Raw genomic sequence first — 23,255 nt, forward strand, 5'->3', positions numbered from 1 at the left:
CGCGGCATGCGCTCTTGCGCGTGACGCCTTCCAGAACCGCCCGATGGCCACCCTTGCCCCTTCCCGTAAAGAAACGATCCTCGCGCGCGCCGAGCAGCACTTTGCCGACCACGGCTTCCAGGGCGCGTCGCTGTCGGCCATCGCGCGCGACTGCGAGGTCGGCAACCCGGGGCTGCTGCACCACTTCCCGAGCAAGGAGGTGCTGTACCGCGCCGTGCTCGAGAAGCAGGCCGAGGACCTGACGGCACGCATCTGCAAGCGCGTCGAGGCGGCCCCCGACCTGCCTGCGCGGCTGCAGGCGTTCGTCGCGCTGCAGGTCGAGTGGATGCACGCGCGGCCCACGGGCTTCAAGCTCGTCACGCGCGAACTGCTCGACAACGCCGAGCGCATCCAGCATGCGCAGACCCGGCCGCTCGAAGGCTTCCTGCAGGCCAGCCTGGGTCTGGTGGCCGCGGCGCAGGCGGCCGGCCTCGTGCGCGACGACCTGTCGGCCGTGGTGGTGCTCACGCTCATCTTCGGCACGCTCAACTACGCCAAGATGGCACGGCCCACCTTTGCCAAGACCTTCGCAGAGCCCGCGCTGAAGAGCGACACGGCCTGGATGAAGGCGATGGCGCGCGATGTGCTGCGCGTCATCTCGCCGCCCTGATTTTTTCTTTCTCTCCCAGCAACCCCGACCAAAGGACGTTCTCTTGAAAACCCGCATCACCGAACTCTTCGGCATCCGCCACCCCATCATCCAGGGCGGCATGCACTACGTCGGCTTCGCCGAGCTGGCCGCGGCCGTCTCCAACGCCGGCGGCCTGGGGATCATCACGGGCCTCACGCAGAAGACGCCCGAGCTGCTGGCCCGCGAGATCGCGCGCTGCCACGAGATGACCGACAAGCCCTTCGGCGTGAACCTCACCTTCCTGCCGACCTTTGCGTCGCCGCCGTACCCCGAGTACATCGCGGCCATCGTCGAAGGCGGCATCAAGGCCGTGGAAACCGCGGGCCGCAGCCCCGAGGCCTACATGCCGGCGCTGAAGGCCGCGGGCATCAAGGTGATCCACAAGTGCACCTCGGTGCGCCACGCGCTCAAGGCCGAGCGCATCGGCTGCGACGCCGTGAGCGTCGACGGCTTCGAGTGCGGCGGCCACCCCGGCGAGGACGACGTGCCCAACATGATCCTGCTGCCGCGCGCGGCCGAAGAACTGAAGATCCCGTTCGTCGCCTCGGGCGGCATGGCCGACGGCCGCAGCCTCGTGGCCGCGCTCGCGCTGGGCGCCGAGGGCATGAACATGGGCACGCGCTTCATCGCCACCAAGGAAGCGCCGGTGCACGCCAACGTGAAGCAGGCCATCGTCAACGCCTCCGAACTCGACACGCGCCTGATCATGCGTTCGCTGCGCAACACCGAGCGCGTGATCAACAACGCGGGCGTGGAGCGCCTCATGGAGATCGAGCGCATCAAGGGCGACGCGCTGAAGATCGACGACATCATGGACCAGGTCGCGGGCATCTACCCGAAGGTGATGACCGAGGGCCACATGGACGCCGGCGCCTGGAGCTGCGGCATGGTGGCCGGGCTGATCCACGACGTGCCCAGCTGCGCGGAGCTCATCGACCGCATCATGGCGCAGGCCGATGAACTCATCGCCAAGCGCCTGGCGGGCATGCTGAAGGGCTGAGCTTTCAGTACGTCACCGTCACCGTGATGGTGCTGCTGTAGGCGCCTGGCGCCACGTACTGAGCGGCCGGAATGCGGCCGTAGACGGTGTGGGGGCGCAGCGTGGTGACGCCACCGAGGGTTGCCAGCGCGCTGTAGCTGTCGCTGACGCTGTTGAGGCCCCAGACGGTGCTGCGCGCGTTGGTGGTGTAGAGGTTGTAGCCCAGCGGCGTGGCACCGACCGGGCCCACCATCTGCCGGCTGGCGATGTTGCCGGCCGAGCCCGCGTCCAGGCTGATCGTGAACGACAGCGTCACCAGGATGCCCAGGCCCGTGACCGTGCCGGCGACGGTGACGGTCGAGGTGTTGTCCTTGGGCGTCGCGGCGGCCGGGTCGTAGTTGCCGAAGGCCAGCGCTGTCGCGCTGACGGTGGCGCTGCAGCTGAACACGCCCACGCCCGAGCACGCAGCCATCGACGTGCCCGGGGCCAGCAGCCCCGCCAGCGCCAGCACGGCGGTCAGCGCGGGGACGACGGCACGGGTTCGCATCGGTAAGGTCCCATCGAAGGCAGTGCGCCGGCGGCGCGGTCGGGTTCGCCCAGCGTGAAGCGGCAATGGCCGCGCTTCCATTGCGCCTCGAAGCGCTCGTTCGGCTGCGGGTCGTCGACCGACACGAGGCCATGAAAGCCCGACAGCAGCGAGGTGCCGCGCGCCGGTCGCATCACGTCGATGCCCGGCGGCAGCGGGCTGCCGTCAGGCAACAGCACGGTGACGTTCGCGATCGCGTCGCGCGCGATGTCGAAGCTGGCCTGCGCCACGCCCTTGTAGCGCGGCACCACGCGCAGCACGTCGCTGCGCACCTGTGCCTCGATCGGCAGGTCGCCGTTGTCGATGCTGATGTGGTTGGGCTCGTAGGCGCGCAGGCCCGAGACGACGGCGCGGCCTTCGCTGTCGGTGGTGGTCCAGGGCTGGTTCTCGCGGTAGACCTTCACGCCGGCGGCGCCGGGCACGGTCACGAGCGCGAAGGCGTCGTCCGACTGGCGGGTGGCAAAGCCCACGCCGCCCGCGAATCCCACGGCGCCGCTGGCGCGCAGGCGCACGGCGGTCTGGCCCTGGGCGCGCGCGGCTTCGGCCGTCAGCATGCCGTAGCGACCGCGCCAATCGACCGCAGCCTCGCTGCGCGCGTTCTCGCCGTCGGCGGCGCGCAGCCGGTAGCCCCAGCCGGTGTCGTTGGGCGGCTGCTGCACCCACTCGGCCACGGCCGAGTGGCCGCCCGGCTTCTGATGCTGCACCGAGAGTGTGGCGTGCTGGCGATCGCCGAGCGTGAAGCTGAGGCTGACGTTCACCGAGGTGATGGAACGCTTGCCGTCCTGGCGCGTGTGGGCCACCGAGGTGCCGAGCCAGGCGTTGCCGCCCAGGCCGATCGACCAGCTGGCGGTGGTCACGCCGATGTGCTCGCCGGTGTTGTAGCGCAGCCGCGTGTGGCTCGCGCCCAGCGTGCCGTAGCGGCCCAGCGAGCGGCCTGCGAAGAGTTGGGTCTGTGCGTCGATGTGCACGGGGCTGTCGTGCCAGGCGATCTGCGTGAAGCCGCGGCTGGCCACCTGGCGGCTCACCGAGAAATTCCATTCGTCGCTGGTGCGCGTGTAGGCGGCGCGCCAGAGGCGGCCGCTGTCGCCGTCCTTGCTGCGGCTCGCGGCGCCGTGCAGCGAGAGTTCGCCGAGCGTGCCCCAGACCCAGGTCACGCCGGCGCCCGCGGTCTGGCTGCGCGCACTGGCTTCGCCGCGCGCCTCGACGGTCACGCCGTCGTTCACGCCGTACCGCCACGTGCCGGCGACGAAGGGCGGGCCGTAGTCGAAGCTGCGCTCGCCGTAGCGCAGGCGCGTCCAGCCGGCTTCGAGCGAGTAGTCGGACAGGCCGGCGCGCAGCAGGTTCGAGCTCACGTAGTAGGGCGTGGTCACGGTGCGCTGCACGCCCAGCGCGTCGGTGACGGCGAAGCGCATCTCGCCCGCGCCGGTGAGCACGGGCACGTCGCTGAGCGCGAAGGGGCCGGCGTCCACACGCCGTTGATAGCGCAGCGTGTCGTTCACATACACCTCCACCGCCGACGGCACGGCCGCACCGCCGCGCAGGGTTGGCATCGGGTAGCTGATGAAGCCGGGCTGCAAGCCGAAGCGGGTGCCGAACTGCACGCCGCCGAAGCGAAAGGGCGTGGACCATGCGGCGGCCTGCGTGATCGTGTCGCCCACCGTGAGGCGCGTGAGCCGCGCGGGGTCGTCGCGGCGGAAGTAGCTGTCGAGCCGCGTCGTGCCGCGTCCGCCGAATGCGGACTGCCCCGCGACGACGCTCGTGCCCACCAGGCCCCAGTCACCCGAGGCCGCCGCATCGAAGTAGCCCGAGGCGCGCGTGCCCTCGCGGTCGTGCTGCAAGGCCAGGTCGTAGTTGAGAAAGGCCCCGAAGGCCGAGGCCGACAGCGGCGGGCGGTCGCCGGCGTGCGCATGCACGGTGCCCAGCGTGAACGCCTCGGCGGGCACGCTCAGGTCCACGCTCTGCGCGCCTTCGTCGAGTTGCAGCTGCGCGCCCGGCAGTGCGCGCAGGTCGTAGTAGTCGGTGCCGTCGCGCTGCAACGCCGCGGTGGCGGGCCGCACCAGGCGCCAGGCCGCGAAGTCGGGCGCCGACGCCAGCAGCTGCGCGCCGCGCCGCAAGAGCGGCCGTGGCGCGGGCTGGCTCAGGCCGTTGATGCGCACGTCGAGGATCGCGGGCTGCACCTCGCCCGCCATGTCAGCGGGTGACGTCTGTGCGCAGGCCACGCGCAGGCCCAGCCAGCCGCAGCAGACCCACAAGCTAGCGTGGCGTGGCGGGCGCACGGGGCACGCGCACGGTGGCGCTGGACGACGCCTCGGGGGCATCGGTGGCGGCCTCGACCTGCAGCCGGGTGTCGGGCGGCAGGGCGGGCAGTTCGATGTCGATGCCGGCCGACTGCCCGGCCAGCGCGTACTGCGACAGGCTCTTGCGCAGCAGCTCGGTGCCGTCCTCGCGGCGCACCACGAGCTGCGTGACCTGGATGTGCTCGCTGCCCTGGTTGTCGAACACCAGGCGCCAGGCGGTGCCTGCCGTGCCGGTGGCGCGCCCCGAAGGCTGCAGCGACCATTGCAGCGCGCGGCGCAGCTGCAGCGGCGGCACGAAGATCGGCACGCCGATGCGCAGCAGCGTCTGCACCTTCGCGCCCTCGGTGCCGTCCGCCGGCAGGGCCTGGTCGCGCGGCAGCTGGCGCAGGAAGATGCGGTAGCTGCGCTCGCCGGCGTCGGCCGGCACCTGCAGCCCGAGGCGCACGATCTGCCGCCCGCCCGGCGGCAGGCGGAAGATGGCCGGATTGACCAGCACGTCGCGCGTGGGTTCGTAGGCATCGCGTCCGTCCTGCTGCGACCACGCCACCACCTCGGCCTGCACGGCGACCTCGGTGTCCTCGGCGTTGCCCATGGTGAGCGAAGCGACCGGGCGCTGCGGCGTGAGCACGATGCGCAGCGGCGCCACGCTGAGGCTGGTGGCCGCGGCGGGGGCGGGGGCAAGGGCGGCCAGCAGCAGGCCGGCCCCCCATGCGACTGGCAGCAGGGCGCGACGCATGCCGTGGCGGCCTGCGGTGAAGGCGGTCAACGGCGCCCTCAATAGGTCAGCGAGACCGTGATCGTGTCCGTGTAGTCGATGGCCGGCGCCGCGGTGTACTGCCCCGTGGGAATCAGGCCGTAGATCGTCTGCGTCTGGGGCGTCCCGTTGCCGACGTAGCCGGTGCCGGCGACGCTGTTGTCCCAGTTGGTCTGGTGCGCGCTGTCCTTGAAGAGGCCGTAGCCCAGCGTGTTGTTGCCGGCGGCCGCCGTGGGGCTGGTCATCAGGCGGTTCGTGATCGTCGCGCCCGAACCGCCGCCCGCGCTCAGGCCGAGCGAGTAGGGCGTGCCGAAGGTGCAGGTCACGTTGAGGCTGGTGGTGCCGGCCAGCGCGGTGGCTGACGCCGGGTCGTACGGCCCGAACGCCAGCGTGGCCGGCGTGGTCATCAGGCAGGCCTTGAGCACCGTGGCCGTGACCTGGAAGGTCGTGGTCGTCGTGACCGCCTGCGCGGGCAGCAATGTCAACAAGGCACCGACGGGCAGCACGGTACGGGCCAGTGTGCGAAGGAGGGAGCGAGGCTGGTGGCGCATCGGACGGGACCTTTCATCGGTGACTGGAAACCCAGGAACGACAGTGAAAACCCACCCACCGTTTCCAGTAGTGGGCGCCCCCTTTCTAACCAATCTCTCCCCGATGGGACATAGGACGCAGCCCTGTCGTCGACAGCTTGCTACAGATTTTTCCGAGGCCGGGAGGGCTCATGAGTGATTTCGGTCTACAGCCCGGGCCGGGCCTAGGTCGGATGTCTTCATGGGGCGCGACCTCTTGTCGGAGGGGGGTGGTGCGTGCGGTGTATAGAACCGTTTACATTTACGCTCTTGGGAGTCGCCATCCAACGCCATTGCAACCTTGCCCGCGAGGTCCATCCAACGTGATCGCCGAAATACATGCTGATGCCGCGCCTGCTGGCCTCGCCTCGGGGTTCACCATGGCGTTCCAGCCCATCGTGGACCTGGGCCGGCACGAGATCTATGCGCACGAGGCGCTGGTGCGCGGCCTGTCGGGCGAAGGCGCCGCCGAGGTGCTGGGGCGCGTCGATCCGGTCGACCGCTTCGCCTTCCACGAAGCCTGCCGCGTCAAGGCCATCGAGATCGCCTCGCGCCTGGGCATGAAGTCGCGCCTGAGCCTCAACGTCATGCCCAACGACGTCGCGGGGCAGGCCGAGTGCTTCCGCACCGCCATGGCCGCCGCCAAGCGCTGCAAGTTCCCCGTGCGCCAGCTGATGTTCGAGATCACCGAAGGCGAGCGCGTGCGCGACCTGCACGGCCTGGCCGACACCTTCCGCGCCTTCAAGCGCCACGGCTTCACCTCGGCCATCGACGATTTCGGCGCGGCCTACGCGGGCTTCGAGCTGCTGGCCGCGTTCCAGCCCGACGTGGTGAAGATCGACCTGAGCCTGATCCGTGGCATCCATGCCGACCCGGTGCGGCTGACCATCGTGCGGGGCTTCGTCGCCACCTGCGACGAGCTGCGCATCCGCGTGATCGCCGAAGGCGTGGAGGCGCCCGAAGAGGTGCGCGCCTTGCGCGAGATCGGCGTGGAACTGTTCCAGGGCTACCTGTTCGCGCGGCCGGCCATCGCCACGCTGCCGGCGGTGGCGTGGGACGCCGCCGCCTGAGCCTGCCCTGACCTGACCTCGGACGTTGTGCGTCAGACGTTGCTGGTCGCGCGCACTTCCTCGAGCGTGGTCCGGCCCGCCAGCACCTTCTCGATGCCGTCCTGACGCAGCGTGCGCATGCCCTCGCGCATCGCGGCGTCCTGCAGTTCCTCGGCGCGCGCGCCGCCCTGCACCAGCCGGCGCAGTTCCCTCGACATCACCATGAGTTCGTGGATGCCCACGCGGCCCCGGAAGCCGGTGTCGTTGCAGTGCTTGCAGCCGGTGCTCGTGTAGGTCTGCAGCTGGCCGTCGCGCCCGTGGCGCTGCACCCACTCGGCGCGCACGGCGTCGCGCGCGGCCGGCGTGTCCTGCGCGCCGAAGGCATGCATGTAATCGGCCAGCAGTTCCTCGACCGCCTCGCGCGTGGCCGGGCGGCTTTGCACGCACTGCGGGCACAGGCAGCGCACCAGCCGCTGCGCCAGCACGGCCAGCAGCGAGTCGGCGAAGTTGAACGGGTCCATGCCCATGTCGAGCAGGCGCGTCACGGTTTCGGGCGCGCTGTTGGTGTGCAGCGTCGACAGCACGAGGTGACCGGTGAGCGAGGCCTCGATGGCGGTCCTGGCGGTCTCGGCGTCGCGGATCTCGCCGACCATGATCACGTCGGGGTCGGCGCGCACGAAGGCGCGCAGCGCCTTGGCAAAGGTCCAGTCGATGCGCGGGTTGACCTGCACCTGGCGCAGGCCAGGCTGGGTGATCTCGATCGGGTCTTCGGCGGTCCAGATCTTGCGCTCGGGCGTGTTGATGCGCATGAGCGCCGAGTGCAGCGTGGTGGTCTTGCCCGAGCCGGTGGGGCCCACGCACAGCACCATGCCGTAGGGCCGGTCGACCGCCTGCGAAAACTGCGCCAGGTTGCGCTCGGACAGGCCCAGCGCATCGAGCGCGATGGGCTTGGCCGAGGCCAGGATGCGCATCACCACGTCTTCCAGGCCGTTGTTGGTCGGGATGGTGGCCACGCGCAGCTCGATGCGGTGCTGCGGCGAGTACTTCGAGAAGTTGATCTTGCCGTCCTGCGGCTTGCGCTTTTCGCTGATGTCCAGGTCGCACATGATCTTCACGCGCGCCACCACCGCGTTGCGGTAGCTGGGCGGCAGCTCCAGGTAGGTGTAGAGCCGGCCGTCGCGGCGAAAGCGGATGCGCGTCTTTTCCTGCCCGGGGTCGCTCTCGATGTGGATGTCGGAGGCGCCCTCGCGGTGCGCTTCGAGGATCATGCTGTTGATCATGCGCACCAGCGAGTTGTCCGACTGCTCCACGGGCGGCTCGCCAGCCGCGGGCGCGGCGGCCGATTCTTCCTTCTCGAGCGTCTTCAGCAGCGTGCTGGTGCCCGTCATGTCGAACTCGAGCGGACGCATCGGGTCGTTCATGTCGATCACCGGGCGCTCGGCCGCCACCTGGCCGACCTTCTCGTAGGCCTTGTGCAACACGCCGTCCAGGTCCAGGCACTGGCCCAGCACGGGAATGATCTTCGTCTGCGCGATGAACTCCACCTCGTCGATCACCGCGTGCCGGTTGACCGGGTCGTCGAGCGCCACCACCAGGCGCCCGCCGTGCAGCATGAGCGGCATCACCTGCAGGCGCCGCGCGGCTTCGTGGCCCACCTTGCGCAGCGCGTCGGCCGCGGCTGGAAACACATGCAGGTTCACCAGCGGGTAGCCCATCTTGCGCACCAGCGCGGTCTGCAGCTGGCCGCGGCTCACGACGCCCATGCGCACCAGCGTCTCGCCCAGCGGCACCGTGGGCTCGCGCTGCTGCTGCTGGAGCGCCGCGTCGAGTTGCGCCTGCGTGATCATGCCCAGCGACATCAGCGCCTGGCCGATGCGCGCGATCGGCATGCGGCTTTGCAGGTCGAGCTCCTGCACGAGCTGTTCGGGCATGACGACTTCGGTGGCTGCCATGGATCGATCTCCTGGTGGTTGTGGGGGTGCGGCGGGTGTGCCGACGCTAACGGTAAAACGCGAAACGGTTGCGGCCCTGCGACTTGGCCGCGTAGAGCGCCGTGTCCGCCCGCGCGAGCAGTTCGCCGGCACCGACGGTGGCATCGACCGTCTCGACGAACACGATGCCGATGCTGGTCGTGACGTCCAGCCGCCGGCCTTCCACGGGGAACGCCGGCGCCGCGATCTGCGAGACGATCTTGTGCGCCACGCCCGCCACCGCGTCCTGCGAGTGCACGTTCTCCAGCACGATCACGAACTCGTCGCCGGCCAGGCGCACCACGGTGTCGGTCTCGCGCACGCTGGCGCGCAGGCGGCGCGCGTACTCGGCCAGCACGCCGTCGCCGGTGGAGTGGCCGAGCGTGTCGTTGATGGCCTTGAAGTGGTCGATGTCCAGGAACATCAGCGCCATGCCGCCTTCGGCGCGGCGCACGCGCGACATCGCCGCGGGCAGCTGCTCGTTGAAGGCCAGGCGGTTCGGCAGGCCGGTCAGCACGTCCATGCGCGCCAGCTCGATGAGCTTGCGCTCGGCCTCCTTCAGCGCCGTGACGTTGAAGGTCATGAGGTAGAAGCCCGCCGTGTGGCCCGCCAGGTCCTTGTCGGGAATCAGGTTCACCTGGAAGTGCGCCTCCCGGTCATCGATCGGCACCTGCACCGGGTACTGCGTCGCCCTGCCGGCGAGCACCGTGGGCAGGTGGGGCGTGTGCTGCACGTACACCGCCTCGCCCACGGCCGAGCGCAGCGTCACGCCGTCCAGCGGCGCGCGCTCGTCCAGGCCCGCCATGCGCCGCGCGCGGCTGTTGCCGTACAGGCAGTTCTCGTCGCGGTCGAAGTAGGCGACCAGCGCGGGGATGTTGTCGGTCACGTCGCGCAGGCGCTTTTCCTGCTGCGTGAGGGCGCGGCGGATGTTCACTTCGTCGGTGATGTCGAAGGTCATCGCGAACACGCCGTGCACCATGCCCTCGGCGTCCTGGTCGGGGATGTAGTGGGCCTTGAAGGTGCGGTCGCCGATGCCCAGCGCCGCGTCGCCGGCCTTCTCGACGATCACCGTCTCGCCCGCCAGCGCGCGCTCCATGTGGGGCCGCACCACCGCAAAATCGGCCGCGCCCCGCACGGCCGGCATCCACTGGCCCACCAGCGGCTGGCCGTGGTGCAGCGTGCGCACCTTGGCATTGACGAAGGTGTAGTACAGCGCGGCGTCGACGTGCGAGACCAGCGCGGGAATGTTGTCGGCGATGGTGCGGATCTGCGCCTCGCTGTGCGCCAGCTCGAGCTCGATGTGCTTGCGCTGCGTGATGTCGAAGGTCATCGCGTAGTAGCCGCAGACCCGCCCCTGCGCGTCGAGCTCGGGGATGAAGTCGGTCTGGAAGAAGTGCTCTTCCTCGTCGCGGTGCGCGGCGCCGCGCCGCTCGAAGGACACGGCCTCGCCGGCCAGCACGCGCCGCAGGTTGTGCTCGAGCGTCGGGTCGTCGTGCAGGCCGCTCATGCTCTGCACGGGCTGGCCCACCAGCTCCTCGGCGCTGTAGCCCAGCTCCTCGCACAGCCGCGCATTCACGAAGGTGTAGCGGCCCTGCGCGTCGGCGTGCGAGATCATGGCCGGCAGGTTGTCGGTGATGTCGCGCAGGAACTTCTCGCTGGCCTGGTGCTGCTGCATGAGCCGGTCGAAGGTGCGCGAGAGGTCGCCGATCTCGTCGTCCGGGTAGGTGCGCGCCACGGCCGCCTGCGCGGGCGCCGCGTGGGCGTCGAGCATGTGGCGGTGCAGCCCGGTGAGCGGGCGCAGCTGCTGGCGCACCACGGCCAGCGCCAGCGCGCCGGCCAGCAGCGCCAGCACGATGGCGCCGATCCACGCGGTGCGCTCGATGGCTTCGATGCGGGCAAAGGCCTCGTGACGCGGGTACATCGAGCCCATGATCCAGTCGGCCTGGCGGATGCGCTTGAAGGCGTACAGGCCGGGCACGCCCGCATGGTTCACGCCTTCGATGGTGCCTTCGAAGCCGCCGATCGCGCGGTCCAGGTCGGGCGCGTCGTCGGCCATGGCCATGTTGGCCTGCTTGAGCACGCGGTCGGCCAGCGGGTGGTCGATCACGATGCCGTCGGCGGTGGTGATGAACACGTAGCCCGTCTGGCCGAAGCGCACGTCGGCCAGCTCGCCCAGGATGTTGCGGTCCTTCAGGTTGATGGAGCCCGAGATCACGAACAGCACCCGGCCGGCCGCATCGAGCACCGGCTCGGTGATGGCGACCTGCGCCAGGCCGTTGAGCCGGTTGCGGTAAGGCTCGGAGATCACGCCCGTGCGCGCGGCGACCGTGTCCTTGAAGTACGCGCGGTCCTTCACGTTCACCTTGCCGATCTGTCGCGCGCCGTTCAGGTTGGCGACCAGCTCGCCATCCGTGTCCAGGAAGGCGACGTTGTCGAACGCCGCCCGCAGGGACTGGTGCTTTTCCAGAAAGGCCTGCAGCGGCGCGGCGTTCGTGATGCCGTGCGAGCCCACGCTCTCGGCGATCGTCTTCAGCAGGATGCGCCGGCTGGCGAACTTCTGCTCTACCGCGCTCGCGATGGCCGACAGCCGCGCGAACTCCTCGTTGGCGATCGAGGCCTGCATGCGGCTCTTGACCAGGTGCAGCGCCACCGTGGCGATGATGAAGGTGGTGGCCAGCACGACGGCCGCAACGCCGACGCTGAGGCGCGTGTTCAGGCTGATGCGGCGTTTCGCGGTCGCGAAGAGTTTCATGGGCGTCGTGCAGGCGGTGCAGCGAAGCGGCGGGGACCACCGGCCGGGCCGGCCATGGGGGCACGGCACACACCCTTCGCGCGTTGCGCAGCTAGTGTGTCAGAAAGTGCGAGAAATGCGCGCCATTGCGGTGCATCTCGCGGGGTTCCCGGGGGCCGGACTGTTGCGCAGGTGCGCGAGAGAAACCAATCGTATTACTCGACGCGCGGCGGCGGCTCCGATCGGGCGGCCGCGGGCGAGCGGGCCGGCGCGATGAGCACCATCGCGCCGTCCTGCCCGCGCCGCACGCGCAGGCGCGTGCCGTCGAGCAGGCGCTCCAGCGCCGCGTCGGCGGCGATCTTTCCCCTGATGCCCCGGGTCGAGAGGTCCTTGACGTCTTCCATCTTGTAGATGAGCTGCACGCCCGACTGCGCGATGTAGGCGTCGAGCGCGGGCCGCAGCTCGCCGCCCTTCACGTCGAACTCCCGCGCGTGGGCGAGGGCCAGCCCCGTCGCCAGCAGGCCGGCGGCGGCCACGAGGGCAAGGCGGGGGCGGGTGAGCAAGAGGGCAAGGAAGGTGGGGGGCTGCCTCCGGATTCGAATCATGTCGGTCTGTTTTCCGCGAATTGGTTTTTCTTCTGCCCCCGGTGAGACGAGTTCGAGCGCACTTTCCGGTAACGGGGCAAGGGGGAAAAGCCCTCGGGCCCGGCCTTCTAGAATTTCCGGGTCCGCCGCCGGGCATGGGAATTCAAGGAAATTTCGCCGGCGGGCCTTCGCGCGTTACCGGAAATCTTCGGGCCGTTCGTCTCACTGTCTGTCGCCAATCCCGGCGACCTGCCGCTTTGTGTGTCGGCCCTTCAATTTCCAGGAGCGCTTCGTGGTTCTCAGTGACTTGGATGCCTGGTTCGTCAGCGAGGTGCTGCCGATGGAAGCCGCGCTCACGCGCTTCCTTCGCCGCAACTGGCGCGACGACGCCGAAGTGCCCGACCTGCGGCAGGACGTCTACGTGCGCATTTACGAGTCCGCCTCCAGATCCATGCCCGACCAGGTCAAGCCTTTCGTTTTTGCCACCGCGCGCAACCTGCTGATCGACCGCGCCCGGCGCGCGCAGATCGTGTCCATCGAGATCATTGCCGACCTCGACGCGCTCGATTTCTCCGCCGACGAGCTCACGCCCGAACGCCATGCCGCCGGCCGCGGCGAGCTGCGGCTGCTGCAGACGGCGCTCGACGCGCTGCCCTCCAAGTGCCGCCGCGTGGTCGAGATGCGCAAGATCGACGGGCTCTCGCAGCGCGAGGTCGCCACGCAGCTGGGCATCACCGAGGACACGGTCGAGCGCCAGGTCTCGCGCGGCGTGCGCGCCCTGGCCGACGCCCTGCTGTCGGGCGGCGTGCAGCTGGACACCAAGGCCTTCGGGCGAGCGCAGAACGAGCGGAGGCTCTCACCATGAGCGAATCGCAGCGCATCGAATCGTTGGCCGCCGACTGGCTGGCCCGCCGCGACAGCGGCGACTGGACCGACACCGACCAGCAGCAGCTGGACGCCTGGATCGCCGCCTCCATCGCCCACCGCGTGGCGTGGCTGCGGCTGTCCAGCGCGTGGGAGCGCGGCGACCGGCTGGGCGCGCTGCGCACGCCGGCGATCCCGATCCCCGCGCCGACGCCTGCACCACAGCCGCAGACGGCGCGTCCGCCTCAACGCCTGTCGCGCTTCTCGCTGCAACGCATCGCCGCCGGCGTGCTCGTGGCCGCCGCGGGCACCGCCTGGCTCGGCTGGCAGTACACGCAGGAAGAACGCGGCCAGCACTACGCCACGGCCGTGGGTGCGCGCCAGTCGGTCGCGCTGTCCGACGGCTCGAAGCTCACGCTGAACACCGCCACGCAGGTGCGCACGGCCGTGAACGACAGCGGGCGCAAGGTGTGGCTGGACGCGGGCGAGGCCTACTTCGACATCGCGCACGACAAGAACCATCCCTTCGTCGTGATCGCCGGCGACCGCCGCATCACCGTGCTGGGCACGCGCTTTCTCGTGCGGCGCCAGGGCGAGCAGGTGAACGTGACGGTGGAGGAAGGGCGCGTACAGATCGCCGCGGCCAAGCCCGATGCCCGAAGCGCCGAGCCCACCGTGCTCACGCGCAACCAGGCGGCGGTCACGCATGCCGACAACGTGCTCGTGATGTCGAAGGCACCCAAGCAGGTCGACGACGAACTCAGCTGGCGCGAAGGCAAGCTCGTGTTCGACCAGACCACGCTGGGCGACGCGGCTGCGCAGTTCAACCGCTACAACCTGCGCAAGCTGGTGATCGCCGACCCGGTCATCGCGCAGGTGCGCATCGGCGGCAGCTTCGATGCGAACAACATGAGCGGCTTCGTGGGGCTTCTGAAGCAGGGCTTCGGCCTTGCCGCGCATGAGAGCGGCAACGAAATCAGAATTTCGAATCCGTAAATTACCGGAATGTGACGGGGCATTCGTCTCAGTGGGTACCCAAACAAATAACCACGCTGGAGACACACACAATGAATCGCACCGCGCCCCGCACCGGCCTGCCGCCCCAGAAGAAGCGAACGTACGGCGCACTGCGCCCGTGGGTCATCGGCGGCGCGTGGGCGCTGGCCAGCGGCATGGCCGCGCACGCGCAGACGCAGACCCCGCCGCAGGGCTTCGACGTGAGCGGCGGCGATCTCAAGACCGCGCTCGACGCCTACATCGCGCAGGGTGGCGTGCAGCTGCTCTACAAGGTCGACGACGTGAAGGGCGTGGCCACGCGCGGCGTGAAGGGCGCGCTCTCGCCGCAGGACGCGCTGGCGCGGCTGCTCGAAGGCACGCCGCTGCAGACGCGCCGCGGTGACGACGGCGCCATCGTGATCTACACGGCCGCCGCAGCCAAGCCGCAGGCCGACGAGGCGCCGCAGTCGCTCGACAGCGTCACCATCACCGCCACGCGCCGCCGCGAGCCGGTGCGCGAGATCCCGATGCAGGTCAACGTGATGAAGGCCCAGGCGCTGGAGCGCGCGGGCGCCAAGAACCTGGCCGACTACGTGGCCGAGCAGCCGGGCGTGAACCTCACCAGCAGCGGCAGCGTCGGCGGCACGCTCACCATGCGCGGGCTGACCACCGGCCCGGTGCAGGGCATCGCGACCGTGGGCGTGTACGTGGACGACGTGGCCACCGGCATGAGCTCGGCCGGCGCGAGCGGCGGTAACACGCCGCTGGACATGGGCATGCTCGACCTGAGCCACATCGAGGTGCTGCGCGGCCCGCAGGGCACGCTGTACGGCGCCGGCGCCATGAGCGGCGTGCTCAAGTACGTGACCAACCAGCCCGACACCATGGAGTTCGCGGGCTCGGTGAAGCTGGGCACCTCGTGGACGCAGGGCGGCGGCCCGGGCTTCACGACCGGCGCGGTGCTCAACGTGCCGCTCAAGGAAGACGTGGCGGCCGTGCGCTTCGCTGCCTTCACCGACCAGTTCGGCGGCAGCTACGACGCCACGGGCCTGGCGCGCGGGCGCAACATCGACCGCGGCCACACCGATGGCGGCCGCGTCTCGCTGCTGCTCACACCCACGCGCGAACTCACGGTGCGCCTCACGGGCACCGTGCAGGACGTGCATCGCAAGGGCCTGGGCTTCGAGGACATGGACCAGCGCACGCTGCGCCCCTGGACGCGGGAGCGCACGCGCCAGCTGTCGGCCAACGAGTCGTACAGCAACCTCACGCAGCTGTTCGGGTTGGACGTGGAATACGACTTCGGCTGGGCCCGCCTGAACTCGATCACCTCCGCGCAGGACGTGAAGATCAACAACACCGTCGACGTCACCGGCCGCTACGGGCCGATGCTGAGCGCGCTGCGCCTGCCGGTGGCCTCGGTGCCGGTGAACAGCGCCGTGGAGCAGCACCGCATCAGCCAGGAGTTCCGCCTGACCTCGCGCTCGGGCACCACCATCGAGTGGCTGGCGGGCCTGTACCTGAACCGTGAGCGCGGCAGCAACAACGGCGTCATGGACGCCAACCTGATCGGGGGCCGCAGCCTCGGCCTGCTGACGTCGACGCAGTCCTCGCGCTACCGCGAAGAGGCGGCCTACGGCGACGTCACCTGGAACGTGACGCCCAGGTTCTCGCTCACCGGCGGCGTGCGCCTGGCGCGCAACAACCAGAAGTACGCCAGCCGCCAGACCGGCCAGCTCGTCGGGTCGGTCGCCGCCAGTGCCGCCGGCACCTCGTCGGAAAGCCCGACCACCTACCTGGCTGCGGCCAAGTACACGCTGTCGGACACGAGCACCATGTACTTCCGCGCGGCCAGCGGCTACCGCCCCGGCGGTCCCAACGTGCTCAAGGCCGACACCGACCGCAACGTGGTGCAGCCGATGTACAACTCCGACTCGCTGTGGAGCTACGAGCTGGGCTACAAGGCCGACCTGCTGGACCGCACGCTGTCGCTGGAGGCGGCGCTGTACGACATCGAGTGGACCGGCGTGCAGCAGCCCACGCGCAGCGGCGCCTTCGTGTTCGTCACCAACGCGGGCGCGGCCCGCATCAAGGGCAGCGAGATCACGCTCAACTGGAAGCCCAGCAAGGAATGGCGCTTCACCGCCAATGCCGCGGCCGTCGATGCGCGCCTGACCGAGGATGCCAAGGGCCTGGGCGCCAAGGCCGGCGCGCGCCTGCCGCACACGCCGCGCTTTGCCGCCACGCTGGGCGTGACGCGCAACTTCAGCCTCGCCGACCACCCGGCCTACGTCGGCATCAGCGCGCGCTACACCGGCAAGCGCGATGCGGGCTACCGCGGCAGCACGGCCATTCCGAGCATCAACATGCCGGCCTACACGCTGGTCGACCTGCAGGCGGGCATCGACTTCAAGCGCTTCAGCGTCTCGGCCTACGTGCGCAACCTGACGAACAAGCGCGGCATCGTGTCGATCGAAACCGGACTCAACGCGAACCCGAACCTGGTGACCGCGGCGCTCGTGCCCGCGCGCACCATCGGCGTGAACGTCAACGTTCCGTTCTGACATGTCGGGCCTCCCACCGTTCGCGGCACCGATGCCGCTGGATGCGGCCGCCCCTGCGGCCCTGGAAACGACCCGCAAGGCGCCCACCAGCGCCTGGTATGCGCTGGCGGTGCTCATCATCGCGACGGTGCTGGGCTCGATCGACAAGGTCATCCTCACGCTGCTGACGGAGCCGATCCGCCAGACGCTGTCGCTCTCCGACACGCAGCTCGGGCTGCTGCAGGGCGCGGGCATCGTGCTGTTCACCGGCATCGCCACCTTGCCTCTGGGCTGGCTCAGCGACCGCTACGACCGGCGCGTGGTGCTCGCGGCCTGCGTGGTGCTGTGGAGCGCCGCCACGGCCATGCGCGGCACGGCCATGGACTACGGCGTGCTGTTCGTCGCCTCCGTCGGCCTGGGCGTGGGCGAGGCGGGCCTCACGCCCATCACCAACAGCATGATCCCCGACCTGTTCCCGCGGGCGCAGCGGGTGCTGGCGAATGCGGTGTTCGCGCTGTCGGCCATCTTCGGCAGTGCGCTGGGCGCGCTGCTGGGCGGCACCATCGTGCACCTCACCGACGACCTGCGGCCCTGGCTGCCGGTCGCGATGCAGCAGCTCGAAGCCTGGCGCCTGACCTTCTTCGTGCTGGCCAGCGCCGGCATTCCGGTGACGCTGCTGGTGCTGTCGATCCGGCGCACGCCGCGCGGCGGCGTACAGGAAGTCAAAGCAACGCCGGGTGCACCGGCCGCCGACGCACCGGGCGCCACGACCCTGCGCCAGCACCTGCGCCTGCACTGGCGCACCTTCGCGGGCCTGGTGGTCGGCGTGGGCCTGACCAGCGTGGGCCTGAGCTCGCTGGGCACCTGGCTGCCGATCCTCACGGCGCGCACCTACGGCGTCACGCCGGTGCAGATGGGGCAGGGCATGGGCCTGGCCTTCCTGTGCGGCACGGTGGCCGGCGGCCTGCTGGGCGTGCTGTCGATGCGCTACGTGCAGCCGCGCATGGGGCCGGCCGCGGCGCTGCGCCTGATCATGCTGGGCAATCTCTCGGCGGCGCTGATGTCGACGCTGCTGCTGTTCACGAGTTCGGCCAACCACAACTTCGCGCTGCTGGGCCTGCTGGTGGTGCCGCTCATCGGCAGCGCGGTGCTGCTGCCCAACGTGCTGCAGGACGCGGCGCCGCCGCACCTGCGCGCCCGCACCATCGCCATGCTCACGCTGGCCAGCCTGCCCTTCGGCGTGGTGGGGCCGCTGGTGGTCGGCATGTTGTCGGACGCCCTCAAGTCGATGCCCAACGGGCTGGCGGTGTCCATCGTCGTGACCACGCTGGTCGGCGGCAGCCTGGGCGCCATGGTGCTGCGCGCCGCCGAAGGCCCGTTCGTTCGCCTGATGCGCGAGGCGAAGCCGAACTGAGCCGGCTTCGTCGAGATTCCGCTCCCCCCTTTCATCGTTCGTTGTTCCTCCATGTCACAACCACACCCTTCAGCCTCTCTTCCCGACACCGCCTCCGCGCTGGCCGCCATCGACGCGCTGGTGGCGCCCCTGAACCGCAGCGACGCGCCTGGCCTGGTGCTGGCCGTCGCGCAGCATGGCCGCCTGCTGTACCGCCGCGCCGTCGGCATGGCCAGCCTGGAGATGGGCGTGGCGCTCACGCCGACCACGCGCATGCGCATCGCCTCCACCAGCAAGCACTTCACCGCCATGGCCGTGCTGCTGCTGGCCGAAGACGGCCTGCTCGACGTGGAAGACCCGGTGCAGAAATACCTGCCCGAGCTGCCGCAACTGAGCGCCAACGGCCCCACGCTGCGCCACCTGCTCACGCACACCAGCGGCTGGCGCGGCCACGACGAGCTGTGGGCCATTGCGCACGGCCTCACGTTCACGCTGCCCGGCCCGGGCCTGCCGGCCATGGCGCGCCAGAGCGAGCTGAACTTCGAGCCCGGCACGCACATGGTCTACAGCAACGGCGGCTACTTCCTGCTGGCGAAGATCGTCGAGCGCGTGAGCGGCCGCAGCTTCAACGACTTCCTGAAGGCGCGCCTGTTCGACCCGCTGGGCATGGCCGACACCTCGTCGGTGGTGACCGACCTGGACGTGGTCCCCGGCATGGCCGGCCTGTACATGCCCGCGCCCGGCGGCGGCTGGCGCCGCGGCCTGTACCCGTGCGAACTCGACGGCGGCGGCTCGCTGGTGTCGACGGCGGACGACATGCTGCGCTGGCTCGCCCACATGCACGGCAGCGAGAAGATCGTGGGCAGCGCGAAGAGCTGGGCGCTGCTGTCGGCGCCCACCACGCTGTCGTCGGGCTCCCAGGTGAACTACGGCTTCGGCCTCGCGCGCCACCCGTACCGCGGCGTCGAGATCGTCCACCACGCGGGCGCCGTGCTCGGCGCGCAGTCGCAGATGATCAGCGTGCCCAGCCACGGGCTGGACATCATCGCCATGGTGAACGGGGCGCCCGTGTCGCCGTCGGCGTTGGCCCTCAAGGTGATCGAGCTGCTGCTGGGCGACGCGCTCGCGCCGCCCGAGGTGCGCCCGCTGGCCAGCGCCTTCCCCGCGCTGCCCGGCCAGCGCTACCACGCCCCCTCCACCGGCGGCCTGCTGGGCTTTGCGGACGTGGCCGGCAAGCTGGCGCTGTCGTGGCAGGCCGGCGAGGCCAGGCCTCTGAACCAGGGCGACGGCAAGCTGTGGCTGGGCCTGCAGGACCTGCCGACGAACGACCTCGTGATCGACACCGCCGACATCGACCCGCAACGCGCACCCGATGCCTTCGTGCTGCACGAAGGCGGCCAGCCGCGCCGCTTCGAGCGCCTGCCCGAGACCGCGCCCGATGCCGCGTCGCTTGCCGACGAACTGTGCGGCGACTACACCAGCCCCGACCTCGACGCCACCGCGCGGATGGTGCTGGTGGACGGCAGGTTGCAGCTCACGGTGCAGGGCCGCCACGGCCAGCACGCGTGCGTGCTGACGCCGCTGTCGGCCGACGTGGCGACGCTCGCCTCGGTCGACCCGGTGCTGTCCCAGCTGGGCAAATCGGTTCTCAACGTGGAGCGCAAGGGCGGCCGGGTCGTGGGACTGCTGTTCGCCACCACGCGCTCGCGAAACATCCACCTTGCCCGCCAGGAGCCCCGCGCATGAAGTTCTTCACCACCCTGTTCGCCACCGAAACCAACACCTTCGTCTCGGCCCCCACCGGCCTGGGCAGCTACGAGGAATACGGCATCTTCCGCGGCGACGCCAGCACGCGCGACGCCACCGGCTACGGCCTGTACGCGGTGGAAGTGCGCCGGCAGCTGGCCGCCGAAGGCCATGAAACCGTCGAGAGCCTGCTGGCCTTCGCGCAGCCGCTGGGGCGCACCGTGCGCAGCGTGTACGAGCGCCTGCGCGACGAGATCCTGGACGACCTGCGCAAGGCCGGCCCGGTCGACGGTGTGATCCTCGTGCTGCACGGCGCGATGGTGGCCGACGGCTACGACGACTGCGAAGGCGACGTGATCTCGCGCGTGCGCGAGATCGTCGGGCCGAACGTGCCCATCGGCGTGTCGCTCGACCTGCACTGCCACTTCACGCAGAAGATGGTGAACACGGCCGACGCGATCATTTGCTACAAGGAATATCCGCACACCGACGCCTTCGAGCGCCTGACCGAGCTGATCCGCATCGTGGTCGACACCGCGCAGGGCCGCGTGAAGCCCGTGACGGCCGTGCACGACTGCCGCATGGTCGGCAAGTGGCACACCACGCGCGAACCGATGGCCGGTTTCGTGCGCCGCATGCAGGACGCCGAGAAGCTGCCGGGCGTGCTCTCGGTGTCGCTGGGCCATGGCTTCCCCTGGGCCGACGTGCCCGAGTCGGGCGCCAAGCTGTGGGTAGTGACCGACAACGACCCCGCGCTGGCCGCGAAGCTCGCCGAAGAACTCGGCCGCGGCTTCTGGGACCTGCGCCACGAGACCGGCGTGCCCTCGCTCTCGATCGAGGAGACGCTGGCCAAAGCCATGGCCGTGCAGGGCGGCCCCGTGGTCATTGCCGACACCGCCGACAACCCCGGCGGCGGCGCCACCAGCGACAGCACCTTCATGCTGCGCGCCGTGGTCGAGCGCGGCATCGGCGACGTGGCCTTCGGCGGCGTGTGGGACCTGGGCGCGGTGCAGCTGTGCCGCGACGCGGGCGTGGGCGCGAGCTTCGAGCTGCGCCTGGGCGGCAAGTGCGGCCCGGCCTCGGGCGACCCGATCGACCTGCACGTGACCGTGATGAACGTGGTGGAGGCGCATTCGCAGGGCGGCCTCTCGGGCGTGCGCACGCCCATGGGCCCGTGCGTGTGGGTGCAGGCGGCCGACGGCGTGGACATCGTGCTCATCAGCAAGCGCAACCAGGTCATCGGCGCCGATCTCTTTACGGGCCTGGGCATCGACCTGGCGGGCAAGAAGCTGGTCATCGTGAAGTCGGCGCAGCACTTCCACGCGGAGTTCGGGCCCCTCGCCAAGTCGGTGCTGTACGTGTCGACGCCGGCCTCGCTGAGCACCGACTTCGCCAACCTGCCGTACCGCGTGCGCGACCTGGACTACTGGCCGCGCGTGGAACAGCCCGGTCGCCCGTACCACATGGCCGCGCCCGGCGAGCTCTACACCATCGACGGCCGCGCGATGCATCTGCAGCGCAGCGGTCCCGTGCCCGCCAGCCCGATGCAGCCCACGCTCGTGATCGAAGCCGGCGGCGGCTGTGCCTCGCCGACCTACGCGCGCCTGCAGCAGGCGCTGGCGGCGAAGCACCCGGTGATCAGCTACGACCGCGCCGGCATGGGTTGGAGCGAAGCCGACGACGCGCCCTTCGACGGCGAGCGCACCGCGCACCGCCTGCACGCGCTGCTCGCAGCCGCCGGCGTGACGGGCCCGATCGTGCTCGTCGGCCATTCGCTCGGCGGCCTGCTGAACCGCATCTACGCGGGCCTGTACCCGCAGCAGGTGGCCGGCGTGGTGATGCTCGACGCCAGCCACCCCGACCAGTTCGCGATGTACGAGCACCCGCCCGAATCGCAGTTCGCGGCCGAGCGCGTCAAGCGCGCGGACTTCCAGGCCGGCGGCCCGCCGCCGCCGGAGCAGGCGCCCATCGAGGCCCTGTTCGCCGACATGCCGCAGGTGCTGCGGCAGATGAAGGCGACCTACACGCCCGAAGCGCTCGACACCATGGTGGCCGAGGTGCGCGGCCTGCCGCACGTCGCGCGCCAGGCGGCCGCGTCGCCCGACTTCGGCTCGCGTCCGCTGGCCGTGCTGTGGGCCAGGCAGCAGCCGCTGCCGGCCGGCGCCGACCCGGCCATTGCCGCGGTGCAGCAGCGCTGGCCCGAGTTCCAGGAAGCGCATGCGACGCTGTCGACGCAACGTCGCCTGGCGTGCATCGAAGGCGCCGCGCACATGACGCTGGTGCTGCTGCCGCCGCTGGTGCAGCGCGTGGCCGAGGAAATCGACGGCGTGATGGCGCAGATCGCCTCCGGAACCGGCCGATGACGCCCCTGGCCGAACTCACCACGCCCGCGCTGCTGCTCGACGTCGGCGTGCTCGAACGCAACTGCGAGGCGATGGCGCAGCGCGCGGCGCGCCACGGCGTGGCGCTGCGTCCGCACCTGAAGACCGCCAAGTCGGCGGAGGTGGCGCGGCGCGCCACGCGCGGGCAGGCCGGTGGGCTCACGGTGTCGACCGTGGCCGAGGCCGCCTACTTCGCGCGCCACGGCTTCACCGACCTGACCTACGCCGTCGGCATCGACGCGAACAAGATCGAGGCGCTGCACGACATCCAGCGCGCGCACGGCGCGCGCGTGACGCTGCTGGCCGATTCGGTCGAGGCCGTGCAGGCGGCCGGCACCCGCGCGCGGGCGTTGGGCGCGAGCTTCCGTGTGCTGCTGGAGATCGACACGGGTGGCGGCCGCGGCGGCGTCGGTCCGCGCGACGACGGCCTGCTGTCGCTCGCGCGCGAGGTGCAGCGCAGCGAATCGCTGGCGCTGGCCGGCGTGCTCACGCATGCGGGCCACAGCTACCACGTGCAGGGCGGCACGGCGATCCGCGCCATCGCCGAGGCCGAGCGCGCCGGCGCCGTGCATGCGGCCGAGCGGCTGCGCGCGGTCGGCATCCCGGTCGAGGTGGTGAGCGTGGGCTCCACGCCCACGGCCGTGTGCGCGCAGACGCTCGAGGGCGTCACCGAGATGCGCCCCGGCGTCTACACCTTCTTCGACCTGGACCAGGCGGCGCGCGGCATCTGCGGCGTGGACGAGATCGCGCTGTCGGTGCTGGCCACGGTGATCGGCCACAACCCGCGCTCGCGCCGCGTGCTGATCGACGCCGGCGCGCTCGCGCTGTCGAAAGACCAGTCGGCGGCCGAGTTCCGCGCCGGCCTGGGCTTCGGGCTGGTGTGCCGGGCCGACGGCACGGTGCCGCTGCCCGGCCTGTGCGTGGCCGAGCTGCACCAGGAGCACGGGCTGATCGCCTGCGAAGGCGATGACGACGCACAGGCCATGTTCCGCGCGCTGCCCCTGGGCGCCCGCGTGCGCGTGCTGCCGCACCACGCCTGCATGACGGCCGCGCCCTACGACCGCTACCACGTGGTGGACGGCGCGGGCAGCGGCGTGCAGGCGGTCTGGGACAAGGCGCACGGCTGGCAGGCCGGCGCCTGAA

General features: G+C 70.6%; 17 protein-coding genes. 10 read left to right on the forward strand and 7 right to left on the reverse strand.

Annotated features, from left to right (window positions below):
- Window positions 1-43 precede the first annotated feature (43 nt).
- Together AC1RLW_RS11910 and AC1RLW_RS11915 are read left to right on the forward strand one after the other, a co-directional pair.
- Window positions 44-649 carry a TetR/AcrR family transcriptional regulator gene (locus tag AC1RLW_RS11910; protein ID WP_095948777.1) on the forward strand — a complete coding sequence of 202 codons (606 nt, stop codon included), beginning with the start codon at window positions 44-46 and terminating at the stop codon, window positions 647-649.
- A gap of 43 nt (window positions 650-692) precedes the next feature.
- A complete protein-coding gene (locus tag AC1RLW_RS11915; RefSeq protein WP_493193173.1) occupies window positions 693-1,670 on the forward strand; it encodes an NAD(P)H-dependent flavin oxidoreductase in 978 nt (325 codons plus the stop codon).
- Window positions 1,671-1,674: 4 nt separating this feature from the next.
- Here AC1RLW_RS11915 and AC1RLW_RS11920 read toward each other — a convergent pair whose 3' ends face one another.
- From AC1RLW_RS11920 to AC1RLW_RS11935, 4 genes are read right to left on the reverse strand one after another with little or no spacing between them, the layout of a single operon-like run.
- Window positions 1,675-2,196, reverse strand: coding sequence for a Csu type fimbrial protein (locus tag AC1RLW_RS11920; RefSeq protein ID WP_493193174.1), 522 nt, complete (start codon window positions 2,194-2,196; stop codon window positions 1,675-1,677).
- Window positions 2,166-4,487, reverse strand: coding sequence for a fimbria/pilus outer membrane usher protein (locus AC1RLW_RS11925; RefSeq protein ID WP_493193175.1), 2,322 nt, complete (start codon window positions 4,485-4,487; stop codon window positions 2,166-2,168). The genes AC1RLW_RS11920 and AC1RLW_RS11925 overlap by 31 nt, the downstream gene beginning before the upstream one ends.
- 1 nt (window position 4,488) lies before the next feature.
- The gene (locus AC1RLW_RS11930; RefSeq protein ID WP_492684748.1) at window positions 4,489-5,298 is read right to left on the reverse strand and encodes a fimbrial biogenesis chaperone; all 810 of its coding nucleotides are present in this window, start codon (window positions 5,296-5,298) and stop codon (window positions 4,489-4,491) included.
- Window positions 5,299-5,306: 8 nt separating this feature from the next.
- Entirely contained in the window at window positions 5,307-5,837 is a 531-nt protein-coding gene (locus tag AC1RLW_RS11935) for a Csu type fimbrial protein (protein WP_070062075.1), read from the reverse strand.
- A gap of 398 nt (window positions 5,838-6,235) precedes the next feature.
- Here AC1RLW_RS11935 and AC1RLW_RS11940 point away from each other — a divergent pair, with 398 nt between their 5' ends.
- Entirely contained in the window at window positions 6,236-6,925 is a 690-nt protein-coding gene (locus tag AC1RLW_RS11940) for an EAL domain-containing protein (protein ID WP_062477265.1), read from the forward strand.
- Window positions 6,926-6,957: 32 nt separating this feature from the next.
- Here the strand turns inward: AC1RLW_RS11940 and AC1RLW_RS11945 are convergent, their stop codons facing one another.
- The 3 genes from AC1RLW_RS11945 to AC1RLW_RS11955 form a co-directional block, all read right to left on the reverse strand.
- Window positions 6,958-8,856, reverse strand: coding sequence for a GspE/PulE family protein (locus AC1RLW_RS11945; protein WP_095746605.1), 1,899 nt, complete (start codon window positions 8,854-8,856; stop codon window positions 6,958-6,960).
- Window positions 8,857-8,902: 46 nt separating this feature from the next.
- Entirely contained in the window at window positions 8,903-11,626 is a 2,724-nt protein-coding gene (locus AC1RLW_RS11950; RefSeq protein ID WP_095746604.1) for a sensor domain-containing diguanylate cyclase, read from the reverse strand.
- A 194-nt stretch (window positions 11,627-11,820) separates the two neighbouring features.
- The gene (locus tag AC1RLW_RS11955; RefSeq protein ID WP_493193176.1) at window positions 11,821-12,168 is read right to left on the reverse strand and encodes an STN domain-containing protein; all 348 of its coding nucleotides are present in this window, start codon (window positions 12,166-12,168) and stop codon (window positions 11,821-11,823) included.
- Between the two features lie 313 nt (window positions 12,169-12,481).
- Between AC1RLW_RS11955 and AC1RLW_RS11960 the strand changes: the two genes are divergently transcribed.
- The 7 genes from AC1RLW_RS11960 to AC1RLW_RS11990 all read left to right on the forward strand — a co-directional run bounded on the left by AC1RLW_RS11960 (window position 12,482) and on the right by AC1RLW_RS11990 (window position 23,254).
- Window positions 12,482-13,054 carry an RNA polymerase sigma factor gene (locus tag AC1RLW_RS11960; RefSeq protein ID WP_223301388.1) on the forward strand — a complete coding sequence of 191 codons (573 nt, stop codon included), beginning with the start codon at window positions 12,482-12,484 and terminating at the stop codon, window positions 13,052-13,054.
- Entirely contained in the window at window positions 13,051-14,049 is a 999-nt protein-coding gene (locus tag AC1RLW_RS11965) for a FecR family protein (RefSeq protein ID WP_447746770.1), read from the forward strand. The genes AC1RLW_RS11960 and AC1RLW_RS11965 overlap by 4 nt, the downstream gene beginning before the upstream one ends.
- Window positions 14,050-14,120: 71 nt before the next feature.
- On the forward strand, window positions 14,121-16,613 hold the full coding sequence (locus tag AC1RLW_RS11970; protein ID WP_493193177.1) for a TonB-dependent receptor: 2,493 nt from the start codon (window positions 14,121-14,123) through the stop codon (window positions 16,611-16,613).
- A gap of 1 nt (window position 16,614) precedes the next feature.
- Window positions 16,615-18,006: an MFS transporter gene (locus AC1RLW_RS11975; protein WP_095948768.1), complete on the forward strand. Its 1,392-nt coding sequence runs from the start codon at window positions 16,615-16,617 to the stop codon at window positions 18,004-18,006.
- A gap of 51 nt (window positions 18,007-18,057) precedes the next feature.
- A complete protein-coding gene (locus AC1RLW_RS11980; protein WP_493193178.1) occupies window positions 18,058-19,731 on the forward strand; it encodes a serine hydrolase domain-containing protein in 1,674 nt (557 codons plus the stop codon).
- Entirely contained in the window at window positions 19,728-22,094 is a 2,367-nt protein-coding gene (locus tag AC1RLW_RS11985) for an alpha/beta fold hydrolase (RefSeq protein WP_493193179.1), read from the forward strand. The genes AC1RLW_RS11980 and AC1RLW_RS11985 overlap by 4 nt, the downstream gene beginning before the upstream one ends.
- Window positions 22,091-23,254 (forward strand): alanine racemase, encoded by a 1,164-nt coding sequence (locus AC1RLW_RS11990; RefSeq protein ID WP_493193180.1) that lies wholly within the window; start codon window positions 22,091-22,093, stop codon window positions 23,252-23,254. The genes AC1RLW_RS11985 and AC1RLW_RS11990 overlap by 4 nt, the downstream gene beginning before the upstream one ends.
- Window position 23,255 lies beyond the last annotated feature (1 nt).

It is taken from the genome of Variovorax sp. GW822-FHT04A09, assembly GCF_058801005.1.

Excerpts from the sequence above, each read along its gene's own strand:
- AC1RLW_RS11970 (WP_493193177.1), top strand. The coding sequence starts at position 14,121 with ATGAATCGCACCGCGCCCCGCACCGGCCTGCCGCCCCAGAAGAAGCGA.
- AC1RLW_RS11920 (WP_493193174.1), bottom strand. The coding sequence starts at position 2,196 with ATGCGAACCCGTGCCGTCGTCCCCGCGCTGACCGCCGTGCTGGCGCTG.
- AC1RLW_RS11980 (WP_493193178.1), top strand. The coding sequence starts at position 18,058 with ATGTCACAACCACACCCTTCAGCCTCTCTTCCCGACACCGCCTCCGCG.
- AC1RLW_RS11935 (WP_070062075.1), bottom strand. The coding sequence starts at position 5,837 with ATGCGCCACCAGCCTCGCTCCCTCCTTCGCACACTGGCCCGTACCGTG.
- AC1RLW_RS11940 (WP_062477265.1), top strand. The coding sequence starts at position 6,236 with ATGGCGTTCCAGCCCATCGTGGACCTGGGCCGGCACGAGATCTATGCG.
- AC1RLW_RS11965 (WP_447746770.1), top strand. The coding sequence starts at position 13,051 with ATGAGCGAATCGCAGCGCATCGAATCGTTGGCCGCCGACTGGCTGGCC.
- AC1RLW_RS11990 (WP_493193180.1), top strand. The coding sequence starts at position 22,091 with ATGACGCCCCTGGCCGAACTCACCACGCCCGCGCTGCTGCTCGACGTC.
- AC1RLW_RS11985 (WP_493193179.1), top strand. The coding sequence starts at position 19,728 with ATGAAGTTCTTCACCACCCTGTTCGCCACCGAAACCAACACCTTCGTC.
- AC1RLW_RS11945 (WP_095746605.1), bottom strand. The coding sequence starts at position 8,856 with ATGGCAGCCACCGAAGTCGTCATGCCCGAACAGCTCGTGCAGGAGCTC.
- AC1RLW_RS11950 (WP_095746604.1), bottom strand. The coding sequence starts at position 11,626 with ATGAAACTCTTCGCGACCGCGAAACGCCGCATCAGCCTGAACACGCGC.
- AC1RLW_RS11975 (WP_095948768.1), top strand. The coding sequence starts at position 16,615 with ATGTCGGGCCTCCCACCGTTCGCGGCACCGATGCCGCTGGATGCGGCC.
- AC1RLW_RS11910 (WP_095948777.1), top strand. The coding sequence starts at position 44 with ATGGCCACCCTTGCCCCTTCCCGTAAAGAAACGATCCTCGCGCGCGCC.